Genomic DNA, 16,078 nt, shown 5'->3' with positions numbered 1-16,078 from the left:
CCAGACGGAATATGGCAGATACTCGACGCAGATTCCTCACGACGCTTGCAAGCACCGGGACTGTACTCGCACTCGCAGGGTGTAGCGGCAGCGACGGTGACGGCGGGGGCGGGACAGACGGTGAAATGACTGAGGGCGAGATGACCGACGGTGGGATGACCGAGAGTGAGATGACGGACGGCGACGCAATGGATGAGGGGGAAGAGATGACCGAAGGATCGATGGACGGCGATATGGGCCCCACCGATCCCAGCGACGCCCCGATGGCGTCGGTCGACCGATTCAGCGACGCCGCGGGGATGCTCCACCAGCGCAGCGCAAACGACGCGCTTCCGGACGCCGACGAGCCGATCGACTTCGACGAGCAGTTCCTGACACAGGGGTACGGACCTGACGGAACCGTTATCGAATACTACGATTTCGACGTCCAGCCGACCGAGGCGGCCCCGATTTACGCGCTGTTTTACGAAAACGGTGACCCGGTCGAGGACCAACTCAACATCATCGACGTGGTGCCCGGCGACGAGGGGTACAACGATTTCTGGCAAGTCCACAAAGTGACAGTGCCCGACGGCTACGAAGCGAACACGGCCACCAGCGTTTCTCATATTCAGGAGGCGGGTTACGACATCGAGCCGACGGAGACGATCAAGAACTGCCCGGTGGTTCCCGACGGGTCAACCGCGGAGCTACGACACAGTGCCGATAGCAGTTCGGCCGACTTGGTCGAGGGCTGGTACGATGGCGAAGTAGTCCCGTACTTCCTGTTCGGCGAGGCGTCGCTATCGTCTTCCGACGGTACCGTCCCGCTCTCCCCGATTTACGTGAGCTTCAACGCGAACCCCGACGAGGACGGCGGGGGCCCGCCGTCCGGTTTCCTCTCCGAAGAGGGGAGCGACCAGACGCACAACGTCACCGCGACAGTTCCGGGTGACGACGGCTACTCGCCGCTGTGGCTGGTCAACATCTTCGACAACGCGGACTTCGACAGCGTTTCGGACCTCGAATCGGCCCAGGACGCCGACATCCTGGCCTCCAGCGCGGCGATGGTCAACTGCCCGGTCGTCGCCGAGCAGTAGGCAGCCAAGGACAGCACGGTTGTCCCGATACTGTTCCGTCCTGTCTCAGCCACCCGGTGGTGACCGTAGCGGACTACACGCGCTCGTTGACCTGATCGGCGACCCGCTCGCCGGGTCGGCGGAGGTGGCCGCTCTCGACTTCGTAGACGTACCCTGTCACCGTGACGTCGTCGGGAATCAGCTCGTGGTTGTCGAGGTACTCGACCTGTGCCGCACAGGCCGCGTCAATGTCGTCGGTCATCCGGACCCACTCCGCGATTGACGCGTCACCGATATTTAGCTCCGGCAGTGCCGGGTCCAGATCGATATCGTCGAGATCGCCGTCGACCGCGGCCTCGAACCCTTCGACCACGTCCTCGTCTGACGCGCTCATCATCCCACAGTCAGTGTGGTTGACGACGATAATTTCGGTCGTATCGAAGTACTGTGTTGTCAGCGCGGCTGAGCGGATCACGTCGTCTGTTACTTTGCCGCCGGCGTTCCGGTATATCTGAGCGTCACCGAGTGAGAGGCCCAGAGCGTCCTCAACGGGAATTCGCTCGTCCATACACGCGACGACCAGCAGTTGCTTGTCGGTCGGGATGCCCTTGCGCCGTCGACGCGCCCAGTCGTCCCTCGCGTCGACGCCGTCGTCGACCGATTCGTGGACGTGGCCGGCTTCCGGTTCGTCGTGTTCGTGCGCGCTTTCGTCGCTCCCGTGTGTGTGATGTGGCATTGCAGAACACGCCTTTGTGCCCCGTGGCCTTTACTGCTTGCTCGCCGGCAGTACGGCGAGTGGAAGTCAGGTATCCGAGTCGAACAGTACCACCCGCTCAGTCGTCAGTGGCGACGGCACTGCCCTCGGCATCCCCGTCTTCGATTTCGCTCAGGACTCGCTGGTGGAACTCCTGTAAGACGGCCGATTCGTCCTCGGCGAGCACCACGTCGCTGGCCATCAGTGTCGCGAGGCCGAACGCACGCGGGGACGGCGAGTCGACTCGGGTTCGTACCACATCCACATCGCCGTCCCGTATCGAACGCAAGACCGTCTCGATGCCGTCGACGTTGAGCTTATCCTCCAGAATCTCGCGGTAGGTCTCCTCGACGACGGCGAAGTCGCCGAGGTCCTCGGCGAATCCGAGCAGCATCTCCGAGGAGACCTGCTGCTCGCTGGCGGACTTCTCGTACCCCTTGTAGCGTTTGAGAATCATCAGCGACCGCGTAGCGTTGATGCGGAAGTATCGCTGGAGGAGGTCGGTCCCGTCGAGACTGGCCCGCAGGTCCTCGCGGGCCGTTTCCGGGTCCAGATCGTCGACGATGCGCGCGATGTCGACCTTGCGGTTCAGCGGCATCGAGAGCGTGAAGCCGTTGTCGGCGACGGCGACCTGAACGTTCGCGCTTGCTTCCCGGGCGATGTGATACGCCAGTAGCCGAGAAAAGCCGTCGTTGAACCGCCGGCCGTAGTTCGAGTGGACGTAGTAGTGGCGCTCGTACTCGTCGTGATCCAGCGTCTCCTCGATGACGAGGCGGTCGGTCGTGGCGACGCTATCGGAGCCGGCATAGGCCACCTGTTCGCGGAACATCCGCGCGATAGCTCGAACGCTGTTCTCGTCGATGGGGAACTCCCGGAGCCAGTTTCGGACTTCGGACATCCCGCCGTCGGCCAGCCGGTCAAGCAGTTGCCCCTGAAATTCCAGAATTTCGCGGCCGAGGTCATACGACAGCGGGAGGCGCTCGGAGAACCACGACGGCACCGTCGGGCGCGCGGCGGTCCGGTCGACGTACACCTTCGACCCGCGGCGGTAGCGGTACTCGAAGTTGTCCCCGCCCAGCACGAACACGTCGCCTTTCTCTAGCGTGTCCAGATACGACTCGTCCAGTTGGCCGACCCAGCTATCGTCGCTCCGGGTGACCACATCACACGTAAAGGAGTCCGGAATCGTTCCGATATTGGTCATGTAGATGACCCGCGCGAGCCGGCCGCGCTTGCCGATGAGGTGCTCGCCCACGTCGAAATCCTCGTAGTGATGCTCGCCGTCGGGCGCGTCGTTGGTGTCCCGCCAGATTTTCGCGTAGACGTTCTTGTCCTCCATACCCGGGTAGTCGGCGGTCATGTACCGCATCAGCTGTTCCCAATCTTCGTCGTCGTAGTTCCGATAGGGGTAGGCCCGCCGGAGGACGTTCTTGAATGTCACCTCGGGGCGAACGTCGTTGATAGCCATGCCGTAGACGTGCTGAGTGGCTACATCCTGGGCATTCTCCGGAATGAACACGCGGTCGACGAACCCCCGCTCTGCCTTTTCGAGCATCACCGCACACTCCACGAGTTCGTCGCGGTCCAGCGCGATGACGCGGCCCTCGACGGTCTCGCCGAGCTGGTGGCCGGCGCGGCCGATACGCTGCAGCAACGCGGCCACGGATTTGGGCGAACCGACCTGCACCACGAGGTCGATGTGGGGCATATCGATGCCAAGTTCCAGGCTCGTCGAGGTCGTCACCACATCGAGTGACCCCGCCTTCAGCGACTCCTCGATGTCGCGGCGCTTCTCCTTCGAGAGCGAGCCGTGGTGACAGCCGGAGTTCGACTCGTCGTAGTCGTCGAACTTCTCGCGGAGGTTGTGGAGGACGCGCTCTGCTCCCGAGCGGGTGTTCGTGAACACGAGCGTGTTGGTATGGGACTGGATGTGGTCGTGGAGTTGCTTGTAGAACCGCTCGGTGATGATATCCCGCGGTGTGTTGATGAGGTCATCCGCCGGACAGGACAGCTCCATGTCGAAATCGCGGGCGAAGCGGGTGTCCACGATTTCGTAGTCCCGTGGGTCGCCGCCGGGCTCCTCGCGACCCACTAGGAACTCGGCGACGGTGTCCAGCGGCTCGACGGTCGCTGAACAGCCGATGCGCGTCGGCGGTTCCTCGACCATCTCCTCTAAGCGCTCCAACGACACGGAGAGGTGCGTCCCGCGCTTGTTCTCGGCGAGGCTGTGGATCTCGTCGACGATGACGTACTCGATGGTTTCGAGCTTCTTTTTAAATTTCGGGGAGTTCAGCAGGATCGCCAGGGTCTCTGGCGTCGTGTTGAGAATGTGGGGCGTCGTCTCTAGCATCGCTTGGCGCTCACTGTCACTCGTGTCGCCGTGGCGGATGGCGTGGCGGATTTCCACGTCCTCGCCGCGCTCGTCAAGCTTCGACGTGATGCCGTTGAGGGGCTGTTCGAGGTTCCGGTGGATGTCGTTGGCCAGCGACTTCAGCGGCGAGACGTACAGGCAGTAGACGGAGTTCTCCAGTTCGTCCTCGCGGGCCTTCCCGAACAGTTCGTTGATGATACCGGTGAAGGACGCGAGGGTCTTGCCGCTCCCCGTCGGCGCACAGATGAGGGCGTTCTCGCGCTCGTGGATGAGCGGGATAGCCTCCTTCTGTGGCGGCGTGAAGAAGCCCCCGTTGCCGGGGACGAACTCGCCGAACTGCTCGACCCACCACTCCTGGACGACGGGCGCGAGGCGGTCCAGCACCTGGGCGTCGTCGATGTCGACCGCCTCCGGGTCGAAGTCCGGGTCGGTGGCTGCGAGACGCTCGCGTCCTCCCATTGTCGGCTCTTACCGACCAGTAGGGCCGCCACGGCAAGTGGGTTCCGCCATATCGACGGGGAAAACGCCTAAGCGACCGCCACGTCTGGCCTGTGGCATGGCCGACTCCTTCGATGTATTGACGCCGCTGGTGACGCCGTTCGACGCCGATGGCGACCTCGATATCGCCGGCTTGGAATCACTGGTCCGGCACGTATCGGCGGCCGGCGTCGACGGTATCGTTCCCTGCGGGACGACCGGTGAGTTCGAGACGCTGTCGCCCCAGGAGTACCGGACCGTCGTCAGAGCCGCGACGGAGACAGCGCCCGACGACTGCCGCGTCATGGTCGGGACGGCCGCAACCGACGTTGCGACCGTCCACGAGCGGATGGCGTTCGCCGACGACCAGGGCGCGGACAGCACGCTTGTCGTGCCGCCGTACTACGGCGGGCAGGCCAGCGGAGCGGGCAATGAGGCGTTCTTCGACACGGTGCTGGCCGACGCGCCGCTGCCCGTCTACCTTTACAACATCCCCGGGGCTGTCGGACAGGAGCTATCCGTCGAGACCGTCGCTGCGCTCGCCCAGTCCGACGCCGTCGCGGGGCTCAAGGACTCCTCGGGCGATCTCCCGTACGTCACCGCGGTCATGAATCAGACGCCCGAGGACTTCACCGTCTACCAGGGCCACGACGGCCTGTTCGTCCCGTCGCTCGTTCTTGGCGGCGACGGCGGCGTCAGCGCGCTCTCGCACCTGCTGTTCGGCGAGTTAGCACGGGCGGGCACCGCCGTCGCCAGCGGTGATATCGAACAGGCCAGAGCAGTCCAGCGGGACGTCCTCTCACCACTCTCGGAGGCCTGTGCCGAGTACGGGTTTGCGCCTACCGTGAAGGCGTTGCTCGCCGACCGCGGCATCATCGACCACGCGACAGTGCGACCGCCCCGGGCCTCGCTCCCGTCGGACGCAGTGGAATCCGTGACCGGGATGCTGGAGTGACCACCGAACCGCGCTGCTCTGATAGCGATCACACTGCTGTCTCGGACGGTGTGTCTGGTCTGCCGTCTTCGAGAGCGCGCTCTGAAACTCAAATGGCCCTGTGAGGTTCCACGAGATTCATTACGCTGGGCGGCAGTGAACGCAATATATGTCGTTGCTGCCCTCCCGCGGTCCCGACGCAAGCACCTCACAGGACGGGGAGCTACAGGTCGTCGGGGTCGACGAAGACGTCTCAGCCGTACTCGATGCACTCTCTTCGGAAACGGCCAGAGAGATTCTCAACACCGTCTACGACGAGCCGGGAACGCCTTCCGAGCTGGCCGACCGACTCGATATGTCGATACAGAAGGTCTCGTATCACCTAGAGAAACTGGAAGACGAGGAGCTGATCACCGTCGCCGGGGTCCAGTACTCCGAGAAAGGGCAGGAAATGAAGGTGTACGAACCACCGGAGGACCCGCTGGTGCTGTTCGTCGGGACCCAGGAGCGAAAGCGGTCGCTCCGGTCGCTCGTCCGCCGCGTCCTGCCTGTTATCGGTATCCTCACCGCGGCCAGCGTCATGCTGCAACTCCTGCTCGGGCAGTTCCCGATACAGTTCGGGAGCTCGGAGGCCGGCGGCGATGCGGGAACCGCCGGTGACGGTGCTCAGGGCGGCGGGGACGCCGAGAGTCTGGACACAGCGAACCAGACAGCCGCGACGGTCGAATCGACACCGACCTCGACGGCGTCGGACGACGGCGGGTTCCAGATAGCCGAGGCGACGGAGACACCAGAGGCCACGCAGGCCCCGAGAAGCACTCCGGCTCCGGAGGCTGACACCCCGGTCGCAGCAATGACCGAGGAGGCACGGCAACTAACGACCGACGCCGCGGCCAGTGGCGGCTTCCATATCGAGCCCGGTGTGGCCTTCTTCCTTGGCGGGCTGCTGGTCCTGACGCTATACGTCTCGTTCTGGACGTACAGGAACTACCGCTAAGCCGGTTTAGCGGTCCAGTCGCTTCAGTCCGAGTCGGTCCGTTCAGCGACTAACACGCCGGCCTGTTCGGTGACCATCTCGACAGCCGTCAGTGCGTAGCCGGCGTCGGTGAAGGCGTCCGCTAGGACGCCGACCGTCGCCGGGTCGTCGACTTCGGGGCTGTAAAACGGTGCATCGGGATCGTCGTCGCCGAACAGCATCACGTCCCCGAGGACGATTCGTCGCGGCCCCAGATCGGCGATGGTGTCGATAGCTTCGCGTTTCTCGCCGTCACCGAGGTGGTGCATGGCGAAGTTCGACGTGACGATGTCCACCGAGCCGTCGACGTTCGGGGCGCGGAAGCGACCGTCGCCGAAAGAAACGTTCTCGACGCCGCGCTCTTTCGCTTTCTCTTGGGCTTTCTCCAGCATTCCGTCGCTGATGTCGCGGCCGATAACCTCCCGTGCGTCGGGCGCGAGCGCGAACGCGATAGCTCCGGTGCCCGTGCCGAGATCGAGCACCACGTCGTCGCTTTTGGGGGCCGCGTGCTCGACAACGAAGTCGACGCAGGCGCGATACGCCGCTGAATCCTGGTCTTCGTCGTAGGCATCGGCGTGTTCGGAGAACCGCTCGGCGTGTTCGTCGAGTGATTTCTTCATACTCACTCCTCGTCGTGCTCGCACAAGTGTCCCCCGCTCCGTTTCGCGGTTTTGTCGCGGTTCGGGTTCGCTTAAAACGCGTTTTGAGCCACAGGTGGGCTTTTGCTATCCCCGTCCGTAGCATGAACTGCGCCGTCGTCGGGTGACCTTCCCACACGACCGCCCTGACCCCGTCCCCGCCGACGGCCACCGCCCTCACTCCGCTGACGCTCCCTGGTGGTTCCCCTGCCGACGTATTCCCCAGACACCAACCCTTTGTCCGTTCGCTCGCTGTCGTCCGATATGCGTCTCACGTTTCTTGGCACCGGCAGCGCCATGCCCACCGGCTCTCGAATGCAGTCCGGCTATCTGCTGGAACGCGACGGGAACCGGCTGCTCGTCGACTGTGGTAGCGGCGTGTTGCACTCGCTGGCCCGAACAGACGCGGGATACGAAGGTGTCGACACCGTCTTGCTGACCCATCATCATCTGGACCACGTCTCCGACCTCGACGTGCTAATGAAGGCCCGCTGGCTGGCCGGTGAGACGGCCCTCACGATAGCTGGCCCGCCGGGGACGAGCAACCTGGTTCGTGACCTGCTCGAAACACACGACTACATGCAGGACCGGCTGGACCTGACACTCAGAGACCTCGACGGCGGCCCGTTCGAGCTGGCTGGGTTCAGCGGCGACACCTGTGAAACGCGCCACTCGATGCAGTGTTTCGCGTACCGGCTTTCCGTCGATGACGGTCCAGCAATAACGTTTGGCGCGGACTCAGAGGCGTTCACGGACCTCATCGAGTTCGCCGACGGGTCGGCTGTACTCGTTCACGACTGCTCGTTCCCGGACGAGGTTGACGTGTCGAACCATCCGACGCCAGAAACGCTCGGACGGACCCTCAGCGATGCCAACGCCGAGGTCGGGCGCGTGTATCTCACGCACCTGTATCCACACACCGAGGGGCGACACGAGGAGATGCTAGAGTCGATAGCAGAGGGCTACGATGGCGATGTGCAGTTCGCCGAAGACGGCCTGACGATAATGGTCAGCTAAACGCGTTCGAGTGTGACGCGGAACTCGGCCCCGCCGTCGTCGCTCTCGCCGACGCTGACGCTGCCGCCGTAGGACTCGGTCAGTGCCCGAACGAACCCCAGGCCGAAACCGGTCCCCGAACTCTCCTGTCCCTTCACACCCATCTCGAAGATATCCTCGCGCAGGTCCGGCGAGACACCGTCCCCGTCGTCGGCGAAACAGATCGTAACCTCGTCGGAACTGACGTCCGCCGGGTGCACTCGCATATTGATCTCGCCCTCGTTGTGGACCGCAGCGTTGGACATGATGTTCGTGAACACCGAGTCGAGCAGGTCGCCGCCGTACACCTGATACTCGAACTCCGACGGCGCAAAATCGACAGTCAGTGACCCGTAGTTGGCTCTGACATCACGCACCGTTGCCCCGAGGACCGATTCGAGGTCGTGTGGCTCCGGATTGTCCTGTGCCTCAAGCGTCGAGACGAGGTCGCCGACGCGCTGGATGAGGTCGGCGGCGCTCTCAGCCGCGCGCTGGATCTTGCCGGCGTACTCTTCGGTCTGGCCGTCGACCTGTCCAGCGACGACATCGGCGAACCCGGCGATGATCTGGAGGTCGTTGCCCAAGTCGTGGCGAAGCAGTCGGTCGTACATCTCGATCATCTCCTTTCGCCGTTCCAGATCCCGGTGTGCCCGTTCGAGCCGTTCACGGGAGCGGATATTGGAGATGGCCGTCGCGGCGTGGGTCGCGAGGATCTCCATCGGTCTGACGTACTCGTCCCCGAACTCCTCGACACTCCGTGACCGCGTGACCAACACCGCAGTCACCTCATCACCCATCCGGGCCGGGACAGCCAAGGCACCAGTCACGTCCGAGTCGGCCGCGACAGCGGCATCAGACCCCTGCTCGACCAGCGTCTCGCCGGCCTCCTGCGCCCGTCGAGCCAGGTCACTCGGTGGCTTGCCCTGAACGAGATTCGGGTTCGTACTGTGGACGACGCGGAGGTCATCCTCACGCACCTCGACGAACGTAGAGTAGGAGAACTCAAACAGCAGTGACATCGCTTCGAGCGTGAGGGAGACGACTTCGTCGACGGACTCGCACCGATTGAGCGCTTGGCCGTACTTGTTCAGGTCGGCGACCTGTCTGGCGAAGTCCTGTTGTTCTTCAAACGACATATCACCGACTCCTCGCAGACATTGGAACTACGTATCAATGGAGAGCGCGGCAAAAAACGGTTTCGGGGGACTCACCGACAGAGTGAGAGATGATAGACATGTATTGTGGGTATGCAGCCTCAATCGAGTCGGTAGCGCAGCAGCGCGGCGATGCCCCCGAGATTCGAGAGTTGCTGTCCGGGCGCGAACTCCGCGGAGAAGACAGTCACATCCCCGCCTTTCTGCTCTGTCGTTTCGATTATCTGGTCGACGTCGATATCCCAGTCGCCCTCGCCGGCTCGCTCCAGTCGGAGTCGCTCATCGAGTACGAGTAGCGTCTCGATAGCGCCGTAGTCGGCCGCTTTTGCGACTTCCTCCGGGCCGTAGGCCACCTCCGAACCTGAACCGATACGCTCCATCAGCTCGTCGATGTAGTCCGCCTCCTCGGCGATACGGGTCTGCTGTTGGACGTCCTCGACAGCACCGCGTTTGAGCACTTCGTGAACGCCGCGGTCGCCGACAGCGGACGTGTCTACGACGGTAATCTGTTCGGCCACATCGGGGATCTCGTCCTGAAAGTGATCCAGCGCGTCCTGTTTGGTGAAGCCGGGACCGGCGAGGATGTAGGCGTCCACGTCCTGGCGTTTGAGGACCGACGCCAGTTCGTCGAACAGTTCCTTTCGCGGGCGGGCGTACTCCCCCTTCCCAGTCGTTGAGGTGATCGTCGCCCGCTCCTCGGTGCCGTACTGGGCGACGGTGTGGACGTGCGCCTCCCCTTCCTCCACGGTCGCAATCGCCACGTCAGGGTTCTCCGTCGCTTCGACGGCCTCCTCCAGCCGGTCGGCCTGATCGGGCTTGAGGTGCTTCTCGACGGTGAGTTCGGTGTGTTCCTCGACATTGAGCGTGTGGTGAAAGCCCAACTGGTCCTCGCGGGAGCAGTCGACGATTTCCCCGCCGACGCGGAGGCGGTTGGCGAACTTCGCGAACTCCACGTCGGTGACCTCGATCTGAATCCACATCGGCTCGCGCTCGCCGCCCTTGTCCCGGAGATTGTCGTCGTTGCGCTGGATGCGCCGCGTCGTGTCGCCGGAGACGAGGTCCCCCGGCTCGATAACGTACGAGAGATGCCAGAGGTCGTCAAGCGTCTCGGGGACCACCTCGATGCGTTCCGCCCCTTCCGCGGTGGTCTCCTGACTCTGTATCTGCATACTGAAGCGTCCGCTTCATGGACACAAGTGTTCTGCCATTCGACCCGCCGCTATGGCAAGCAGCTGGTTCCGACCGGGTGTACCGAGCCACTCAGGCGACAGAGCCTGCGGTTGGCGTCCCGGACTCGCTTGCGAGGGCTGGCACCTCTCTGACGGCGGTTCCAATGGCGTATGCACCGGCGACGTTGCCGTAAAACGAAAGGAACGGTATCAGGACCGCGCCGACAACGGTGACGGAGGCAAGCCCGCCGACCACCTGCGCACCGATAGCGATAGCGACGGCCACCAGCCACGCGACGGCATACGTCTGTGACCCGCCAATCGCGCGTAGCGTACCAGGCGAGAACGCCGCTCCGACACGTCCGGTAACTGCGTACGCAGCCACGGCCGCGGGGAGGAGATACACCGCCCCGAGCGAGCCCACAACGGTGACAGTGACGACGACGAGCGCGAGGAGGAGGCCGATGATGGAAAGCCCCGGCGCTGGCTCACCACCGGTTGTCGTGACCACGGAGGCAGGCAGAACGAACGAGGCAATTGCGAGGCCGATGACTACCAGCGGGACGAGTGAGTACACCAGCGAAATCAAAAACGCGACCACGCCCTCAATGAACAGGTCGCCCCAGTCGTCAAACACCGGCGGCACTTCGTCGTCGCCAGCACTCACTGCTCGGATGACACGGACGAGATACCCGTACATGAACAACGCCGGAATAAAAAATACGCCCAGCAGGGTCAACACGCCACCGATAAGGATAGTCTCGACTTTCTGCTCGCCGGTCCAGGGGTATCGGAGTGCGTCTTCTAACATGGAGACTCCGTAACGATGTGGATCCGGACGGTCCCGGAACCCCAGTTACGGATCAGTGTTGTCGAACCAATGGCATAAACCCGGGCGCTCCAGTGGTATGGAAAAACGTCGAACCGAAGGACTGACTCAGGCTGCAGGCTGGGCGTCAGGCGTTTCGTCACCGGTCTCGACGACGGGCATATTCCGGACCGCGGTCCCGACCGCGTAGGTCCCTGCCACGTTCGCGTAGAACGTCACGAAGGGGACCAGCACTGCGCCGATGACGACGGCGTTCAGGACACCGATGACGACACCGGCGAGCAGTGTCACTACGTGTCGGCAGCCGCCTGTAACTCCGCGAACGCTTCCCACGAGGGGTCCGCGCCAGGGTGTGACTGCCGAGCGCCGTCGACGTACAGGCCCTCGCCGTCGGTCACCTCGCCGACGACGGCGGCCGGCGTCCCGCGGTCCCGGAGCGCGTCGACAACGTCATCAGCGCTCGCAGGGTCAACAGCGGCTAGAAGCGTCCCGCAACTGCTGACGTGCCAGGGGTCGATATCGAGCGCGTTACAGAGACTCTCGACGCCATCGGCGACCGGCATCGCGTCGCTGTCCACGTCAAAGCGGACGCCCGCACCATCGGCCATCTCGATGAGCGCGCCGGTGATGCCGCCCTCTGTGGCGTCGTGCATCGCCGTCACGCCGCCGGCGTTTGCCGCGGCCATAGCATCCTCGCCGAGCGCGGTGTCGGCCAGTCGCTCCTGTGCGGTAGCGATACACTCGGGCGACAGGCCGATCTGCTCCGGGAAAAGGTTCGCGAACAACCCCGTGACTTCGGCCCCGGGGCCGGTACCGACGACCAGTTTGTCACCCGGACGCGCGCCGTCCGGCCGGACGATGTCATCGTGAGAGCCGACGCCAAGCACCGTCGCGCCGCCGACCCAGGAGTAGTCGACACCGGCGTAGCGAGCGGTGTGACCGGTGACGATACTCACGCCCACTTCCTCCGCCCGCCCAGCGAAGCCGTGCCACATCGCCGCCAGTTCGTCGTCGGTCATCGCTGGCGGGAGGGTGAACGTCACCGACAGGTGCGATGGCGGGATACCGGAGACGGCCACGTCGGCCAGTACCACGTCGAGTGCAAACCGACCGGCCCGCTCGAATCCTAAATCGGGGAGGACCGACAGCGGGTCGGTGGCTGTGACGAGGGCGTCGCCGCCAACGTCGATGACGCCGAAGTCGATGCCGTGAGTCGGCCCCAGCGTCACGTCGTCGCGGTCCGCGCCGAGTTCCGGGTAGATGACGCTATCAAACACCTCGCGGTCGATCTTTCCGAGGTCACTCATGCAGTCGGTCACCTCCGGTGCGGTGTTCCCTCTGACCCGACATGATCAGTCCTCAGACATTCGGCTGCCGCCGGGCGGCAGGAACTCCTGTATCTGGTCCGGACTGGCGACCTTGCGGACGAACGACTCGTCGGCGAAGCGGGACCTGAACTCCCGGTACAGGCGCTTGGCGATGTCGTTCTGCGCGAACTGTCCCGGTTCGACAGTGATGCTGGTCGCGGCCTGTCCCTCGATAGCCGCGGGTGGGCCACCGATGACCCGCGTCTCGTCGTCGCAGGTGATGCCGACGGCGACGCCGACCGGCGTGGACTCGAAGTACGTTCGGTCACCGCGGATGGCGAAGCCGCCTTTCTCCAGATACTCGCCGCTTTCGGGCGTCTTCGACACCTGATCGGGGTCGACCATGTACACATCGCCGGCGAACTTCCCGTCCTTCCAGACCGAGGAATACGAAACCGCGAACTGGGCGGCCTGATCCAGCGAGGCCTGCGGGAACTCCACCTCTTTGGACGGTTCGCTGGGACCGGTAGCCTTGAGGACCGTGACCGGACCGCCATGAGCCTGCGCGTGGAAGAACTTGTCACCGCCTTCCAGATACTTCTGGACGAGTTCCTCGTTGTCGTCTGCGTCGCGGCCGCCAATGACGAGGAAGCCGTCCGACGTGTGGAACCATCGGAACTGCTCGTACCAGTGTTCGGTCGACCGGGTCGGAACGGACTGCATCGAGAGCCAGTCGGTCGGTTCGTCCTCGCTCTGGTCCTCGTCGGTCTCGTCGTCACCGTCGTCGGCCTCCCACTCGTCACGTCGCTCCTTGACTTCTTCGAGGTCCTCGCGCGTGTTCTCGATGGCGGCGAGCGCGCCCTCTTTCTTCTCCTCGATGCGTTTGGCCTCCTTGTACAGTTCGTCGGCGTTCTTCTCGACGCCGGTGAATGCGTCCACTGTGACGCGCGTCCCGTCGATGTCGAGGGTCACCGTCCCCTCGCTCCCGTCGAGCGAGACGACCGCCTCGGCGGCCGCGATGCCGCGGTCGGCTCCCTCGTCGAACTTCGCCTCGATGTCGTCCCAGGACACGTCGTCCTCACGAGCGGCCTGAACCGTCGAGAGTACGTCGTCGACGAGGTCGTAATTCGCGTACAGCAGTTCGGCCTTCTCCCGCTCGACCTCGGCGTCAGCTTCGAAGTCCTCGATAGCCTGCTCCTGCTGCTGGATGATGCGTTTCTGTTTCTCGATCTCGGCCTCGAAGTCCGGGCGCTGTGTCTCACCGCCCTCGACTTCCTCCTCCCGCTGGAAATTGAAGAAGTAGTCGTCCAGCGCGGAATTAAACTCCGTGAAGGACTCGCTGTAGAGTTCCTCGTACTCCGACAGCGGAATCGGAGTCACGTCGACCCGTCGGCGGTCTGGGCCATCATCGGCTTCTCCACTGTCTGCACCGTCATCATCGTCGAGCGTCTCGTAGTACACCCGCGGGTCGACGTTCCCCTCACGCAGGCGCGTCCCCATCTCGTCGATGAGTTCGTACAGCCGCTCGAAATCGGACTCCTCGAGGTCATCGACGGCAACGTTGTAGTCGATGCCGGCGCGGGTACACAGTTCCTCGCCGTAGAGACCGCCGAAGTTCAGTTGCGTCGCTAGCGTCCGCACGAGGTCGGCATCAGATTCCTTGATGCGGGCGACGAAGCCGTCGTAGTCGACAGTCATCGGATTAAACCGCGCCGAGGGGAACTCGTAGGGCGTCCCCGGTGCGACGGTCCGGGATTTGAGCCGCACCGTCTCCAGACAGTCGATGACCTCGCCGTATTCGTCCAGCACGGCGACGTTGCCGTCACCGAACAGTTCTGCGACGATGGTCGTCGACGCGTCCTCGCGGTCGAACTCCAGTTCGATGATGCGGTCGAACTCGAACTGTTCGACGCGGACGAGGTCAGCGCCCGACAGCCGGTTCCGGAGCATCATCGCGAAATCCGGCGGCCGACCCGGCGCGTCGGGGACGTGGCTCTGGTCGGCAACGTGGGCGCGCTTGACGTCACCGACCTCGATGAGGAACTCGACGCGCCCGCGGTCGAAGTCCCGGAGCTTCAGTCTGACGAGGTCGTCCTCGGGGTAGAGGTACGCCTTGTCGAGCTTCGCGCCCTCGTAGCCGGCGAGTTCACCCTCTAGGGCGGCGAGGTCGACGCTCGTCAGTTCCCGCTTGTGGTCCATGTCGGTGGCTGTCGGCGGGCACCCAAAGGCGTTCCGTTACCTGCTGTCGGCGATTGCCTCGCCCGTCTCCAGTCCGTTCCGTAGCGCCGCGTGGAGTCGCCCCTCGCCAGCCACCCAGTCGCCAGCGAAGTGCAGGTCGTGCTCGGCCGCACACGACAGCAGGTCGTGGTCGACCTCGCCCTCGGGCTGAGAGTAGCGCCAGTGCTGGTGGTCGGTCCAGTCGGGGTCGGCCAGCCGGTCGTCGTCCAACAGTCGCGCCGTCCGCGTTGCGATGTCGTCGATAAGCGTGTCGGGGTGTTCGTCGTAGTTCGCAATCGACCACGGCTCGTTCATCTGGACCAGCAACAGGGACTCGCCGTCGGGAACGTGGCCGTCTTTACACTCTTCGCGGCCGATCCAGCCGATATCGTGGTCCTTGTCGCTGTTGACCGCGGCGTACCACGGCACGTCGAGTTCGAAGGGGTAGTGCAACACGCCGGCGATAACGGTCCGATACGGGACGGCGGCGATTTCCTGCCGGAGCTCGCGACAGTCGTCGTGATCCCACCGCGACTGCCCCAGCAGGTCAGCCGTCTGCGGAGCCGGCGGTGTCAGCAGGGCGGCGTCGAAATGCCCGAGGTCTGCGCCGTTGTCGTCCTGAAGCAGCCACCCGTCCTGCTGTCGCTCCAGACGCTCGACCCGCACGCCGTTCTCTACCTCGGCGTCTGTCTCGGCGAACAGCCGCTTCGCGAGCTGTGTAATGCCCGTTTCGTACGTCCATTTGTGTTCGTCCGCGTTCCGGCCGGGGTCGATCTCACCGGTCGCGTCGAAGGCGTAGATCGGGTCGTCGATGTCCACGAGCCCCTCGGTCGGCAGCGTCTCCGTGACCAGTTCGGTCACCCGGTCGTCGTCGGCCTTGAGATAGTTCGCGCCGTACTCGTACGTGCAGTCGCCGTGCCGACGGGTCGCGGCGCGCCCGCAGACGCCGCGACTCTTCTCGAACACTGTTACGTCGACGTCCGTGTCGCGGAGCGCATACGCTGCCGCCGCACCGGCACCACCGGCACCGACGACTGCGAGGTTACGAGACATACTTGCCAGTCGGACGGTACGAGTAAAAATCCACCACACAACCAGTTCGGACCGCCCGCCCGTGGTC

Annotated in this window: 14 protein-coding genes; 4 read left to right on the top strand and 10 right to left on the bottom strand. The window is 64.0% G+C overall.

Features of this window, described 5'->3' with window-relative positions:
• Positions 1-11: 11 nt before the first annotated feature.
• Complete coding sequence (locus C444_RS10025; protein ID WP_004592657.1) at positions 12-1,079, top strand: hypothetical protein; 1,068 nt, start codon at positions 12-14, stop codon at positions 1,077-1,079.
• A gap of 73 nt (positions 1,080-1,152) precedes the next feature.
• Here C444_RS10025 and C444_RS10020 read toward each other — a convergent pair whose 3' ends face one another.
• Together C444_RS10020 and C444_RS10015 are read right to left on the bottom strand one after the other, a co-directional pair.
• Complete coding sequence (locus C444_RS10020) at positions 1,153-1,794, bottom strand: beta-class carbonic anhydrase (protein ID WP_004592656.1); 642 nt, start codon at positions 1,792-1,794, stop codon at positions 1,153-1,155.
• A 97-nt stretch (positions 1,795-1,891) separates the two neighbouring features.
• Positions 1,892-4,642: an ATP-dependent helicase gene (locus C444_RS10015; RefSeq protein WP_004592655.1), complete on the bottom strand. Its 2,751-nt coding sequence runs from the start codon at positions 4,640-4,642 to the stop codon at positions 1,892-1,894.
• 97 nt (positions 4,643-4,739) lie between these two features.
• On the opposite strand from C444_RS10015, the gene C444_RS10010 reads away from it, so the two are divergent.
• Positions 4,740-5,615, top strand: a complete 876-nt coding sequence (locus C444_RS10010) for a dihydrodipicolinate synthase family protein (protein ID WP_004592654.1) — start codon at positions 4,740-4,742, stop codon at positions 5,613-5,615.
• A 148-nt stretch (positions 5,616-5,763) separates the two neighbouring features.
• Positions 5,764-6,591 carry an ArsR/SmtB family transcription factor gene (locus C444_RS10005; protein ID WP_004592653.1) on the top strand — a complete coding sequence of 276 codons (828 nt, stop codon included), beginning with the start codon at positions 5,764-5,766 and terminating at the stop codon, positions 6,589-6,591.
• A 23-nt stretch (positions 6,592-6,614) separates the two neighbouring features.
• Here the strand turns inward: C444_RS10005 and C444_RS10000 are convergent, their stop codons facing one another.
• The gene (locus tag C444_RS10000; protein WP_004592652.1) at positions 6,615-7,229 is read right to left on the bottom strand and encodes a class I SAM-dependent methyltransferase; all 615 of its coding nucleotides are present in this window, start codon (positions 7,227-7,229) and stop codon (positions 6,615-6,617) included.
• A 282-nt stretch (positions 7,230-7,511) separates the two neighbouring features.
• On the opposite strand from C444_RS10000, the gene C444_RS09995 reads away from it, so the two are divergent.
• A complete protein-coding gene (locus tag C444_RS09995; RefSeq protein WP_004592651.1) occupies positions 7,512-8,264 on the top strand; it encodes an MBL fold metallo-hydrolase in 753 nt (250 codons plus the stop codon).
• Here the strand turns inward: C444_RS09995 and C444_RS09990 are convergent.
• The 7 genes from C444_RS09990 to C444_RS09960 all read right to left on the bottom strand — a co-directional run bounded on the left by C444_RS09990 (position 8,261) and on the right by C444_RS09960 (position 16,011).
• On the bottom strand, positions 8,261-9,418 hold the full coding sequence (locus C444_RS09990; RefSeq protein WP_004592650.1) for a sensor histidine kinase: 1,158 nt from the start codon (positions 9,416-9,418) through the stop codon (positions 8,261-8,263). The two genes, C444_RS09995 and C444_RS09990, sit on opposite strands and share 4 nt — an antisense overlap.
• Positions 9,419-9,537: 119 nt before the next feature.
• On the bottom strand, positions 9,538-10,605 hold the full coding sequence (locus C444_RS09985) for an mRNA surveillance protein pelota (protein WP_004592649.1): 1,068 nt from the start codon (positions 10,603-10,605) through the stop codon (positions 9,538-9,540).
• Between the two features lie 91 nt (positions 10,606-10,696).
• Positions 10,697-11,416 carry a DUF4013 domain-containing protein gene (locus C444_RS09980; protein WP_004592648.1) on the bottom strand — a complete coding sequence of 240 codons (720 nt, stop codon included), beginning with the start codon at positions 11,414-11,416 and terminating at the stop codon, positions 10,697-10,699.
• A gap of 126 nt (positions 11,417-11,542) precedes the next feature.
• On the bottom strand, positions 11,543-11,725 hold the full coding sequence (locus tag C444_RS09975) for a hypothetical protein (RefSeq protein WP_004592647.1): 183 nt from the start codon (positions 11,723-11,725) through the stop codon (positions 11,543-11,545).
• Positions 11,725-12,741 carry an AIR synthase family protein gene (locus C444_RS09970; protein WP_004592646.1) on the bottom strand — a complete coding sequence of 339 codons (1,017 nt, stop codon included), beginning with the start codon at positions 12,739-12,741 and terminating at the stop codon, positions 11,725-11,727. Before C444_RS09970 ends, C444_RS09975 begins: the two co-directional genes overlap by 1 nt.
• A 45-nt stretch (positions 12,742-12,786) precedes the next feature.
• Positions 12,787-14,940, bottom strand: a complete 2,154-nt coding sequence (rqcH, locus tag C444_RS09965) for a ribosome rescue protein RqcH (RefSeq protein WP_004592645.1) — start codon at positions 14,938-14,940, stop codon at positions 12,787-12,789.
• A gap of 36 nt (positions 14,941-14,976) precedes the next feature.
• Positions 14,977-16,011: an NAD(P)/FAD-dependent oxidoreductase gene (locus tag C444_RS09960; protein ID WP_004592644.1), complete on the bottom strand. Its 1,035-nt coding sequence runs from the start codon at positions 16,009-16,011 to the stop codon at positions 14,977-14,979.
• Between the last annotated feature and the right edge of the window lie 67 nt (positions 16,012-16,078).

It is taken from the genome of Haloarcula japonica DSM 6131 (genome assembly GCF_000336635.1).
Classification (GTDB): Archaea; Halobacteriota; Halobacteria; order Halobacteriales; family Haloarculaceae; genus Haloarcula; species Haloarcula japonica.
Note: the sequence above shows the minus strand (reverse complement) of the source record. Positions and strands in the feature narration are given on the sequence as shown.

What these genes read in the sequence shown, in the direction of transcription:
- C444_RS09985 (WP_004592649.1), bottom strand. Translation starts at nt 10,605, where the DNA reads ATGCAGATACAGAGTCAGGAGACCACCGCGGAAGGGGCGGAACGCATC.
- C444_RS10000 (WP_004592652.1), bottom strand. Translation starts at nt 7,229, where the DNA reads ATGAAGAAATCACTCGACGAACACGCCGAGCGGTTCTCCGAACACGCC.
- C444_RS09970 (WP_004592646.1), bottom strand. Translation starts at nt 12,741, where the DNA reads ATGAGTGACCTCGGAAAGATCGACCGCGAGGTGTTTGATAGCGTCATC.
- C444_RS10005 (WP_004592653.1), top strand. Translation starts at nt 5,764, where the DNA reads ATGTCGTTGCTGCCCTCCCGCGGTCCCGACGCAAGCACCTCACAGGAC.
- C444_RS09960 (WP_004592644.1), bottom strand. Translation starts at nt 16,011, where the DNA reads ATGTCTCGTAACCTCGCAGTCGTCGGTGCCGGTGGTGCCGGTGCGGCG.
- C444_RS09995 (WP_004592651.1), top strand. Translation starts at nt 7,512, where the DNA reads ATGCGTCTCACGTTTCTTGGCACCGGCAGCGCCATGCCCACCGGCTCT.
- C444_RS10025 (WP_004592657.1), top strand. Translation starts at nt 12, where the DNA reads ATGGCAGATACTCGACGCAGATTCCTCACGACGCTTGCAAGCACCGGG.
- C444_RS10015 (WP_004592655.1), bottom strand. Translation starts at nt 4,642, where the DNA reads ATGGGAGGACGCGAGCGTCTCGCAGCCACCGACCCGGACTTCGACCCG.
- C444_RS09980 (WP_004592648.1), bottom strand. Translation starts at nt 11,416, where the DNA reads ATGTTAGAAGACGCACTCCGATACCCCTGGACCGGCGAGCAGAAAGTC.
- C444_RS09990 (WP_004592650.1), bottom strand. Translation starts at nt 9,418, where the DNA reads ATGTCGTTTGAAGAACAACAGGACTTCGCCAGACAGGTCGCCGACCTG.
- C444_RS10010 (WP_004592654.1), top strand. Translation starts at nt 4,740, where the DNA reads ATGGCCGACTCCTTCGATGTATTGACGCCGCTGGTGACGCCGTTCGAC.
- rqcH (WP_004592645.1), bottom strand. Translation starts at nt 14,940, where the DNA reads ATGGACCACAAGCGGGAACTGACGAGCGTCGACCTCGCCGCCCTAGAG.
- C444_RS10020 (WP_004592656.1), bottom strand. Translation starts at nt 1,794, where the DNA reads ATGCCACATCACACACACGGGAGCGACGAAAGCGCGCACGAACACGAC.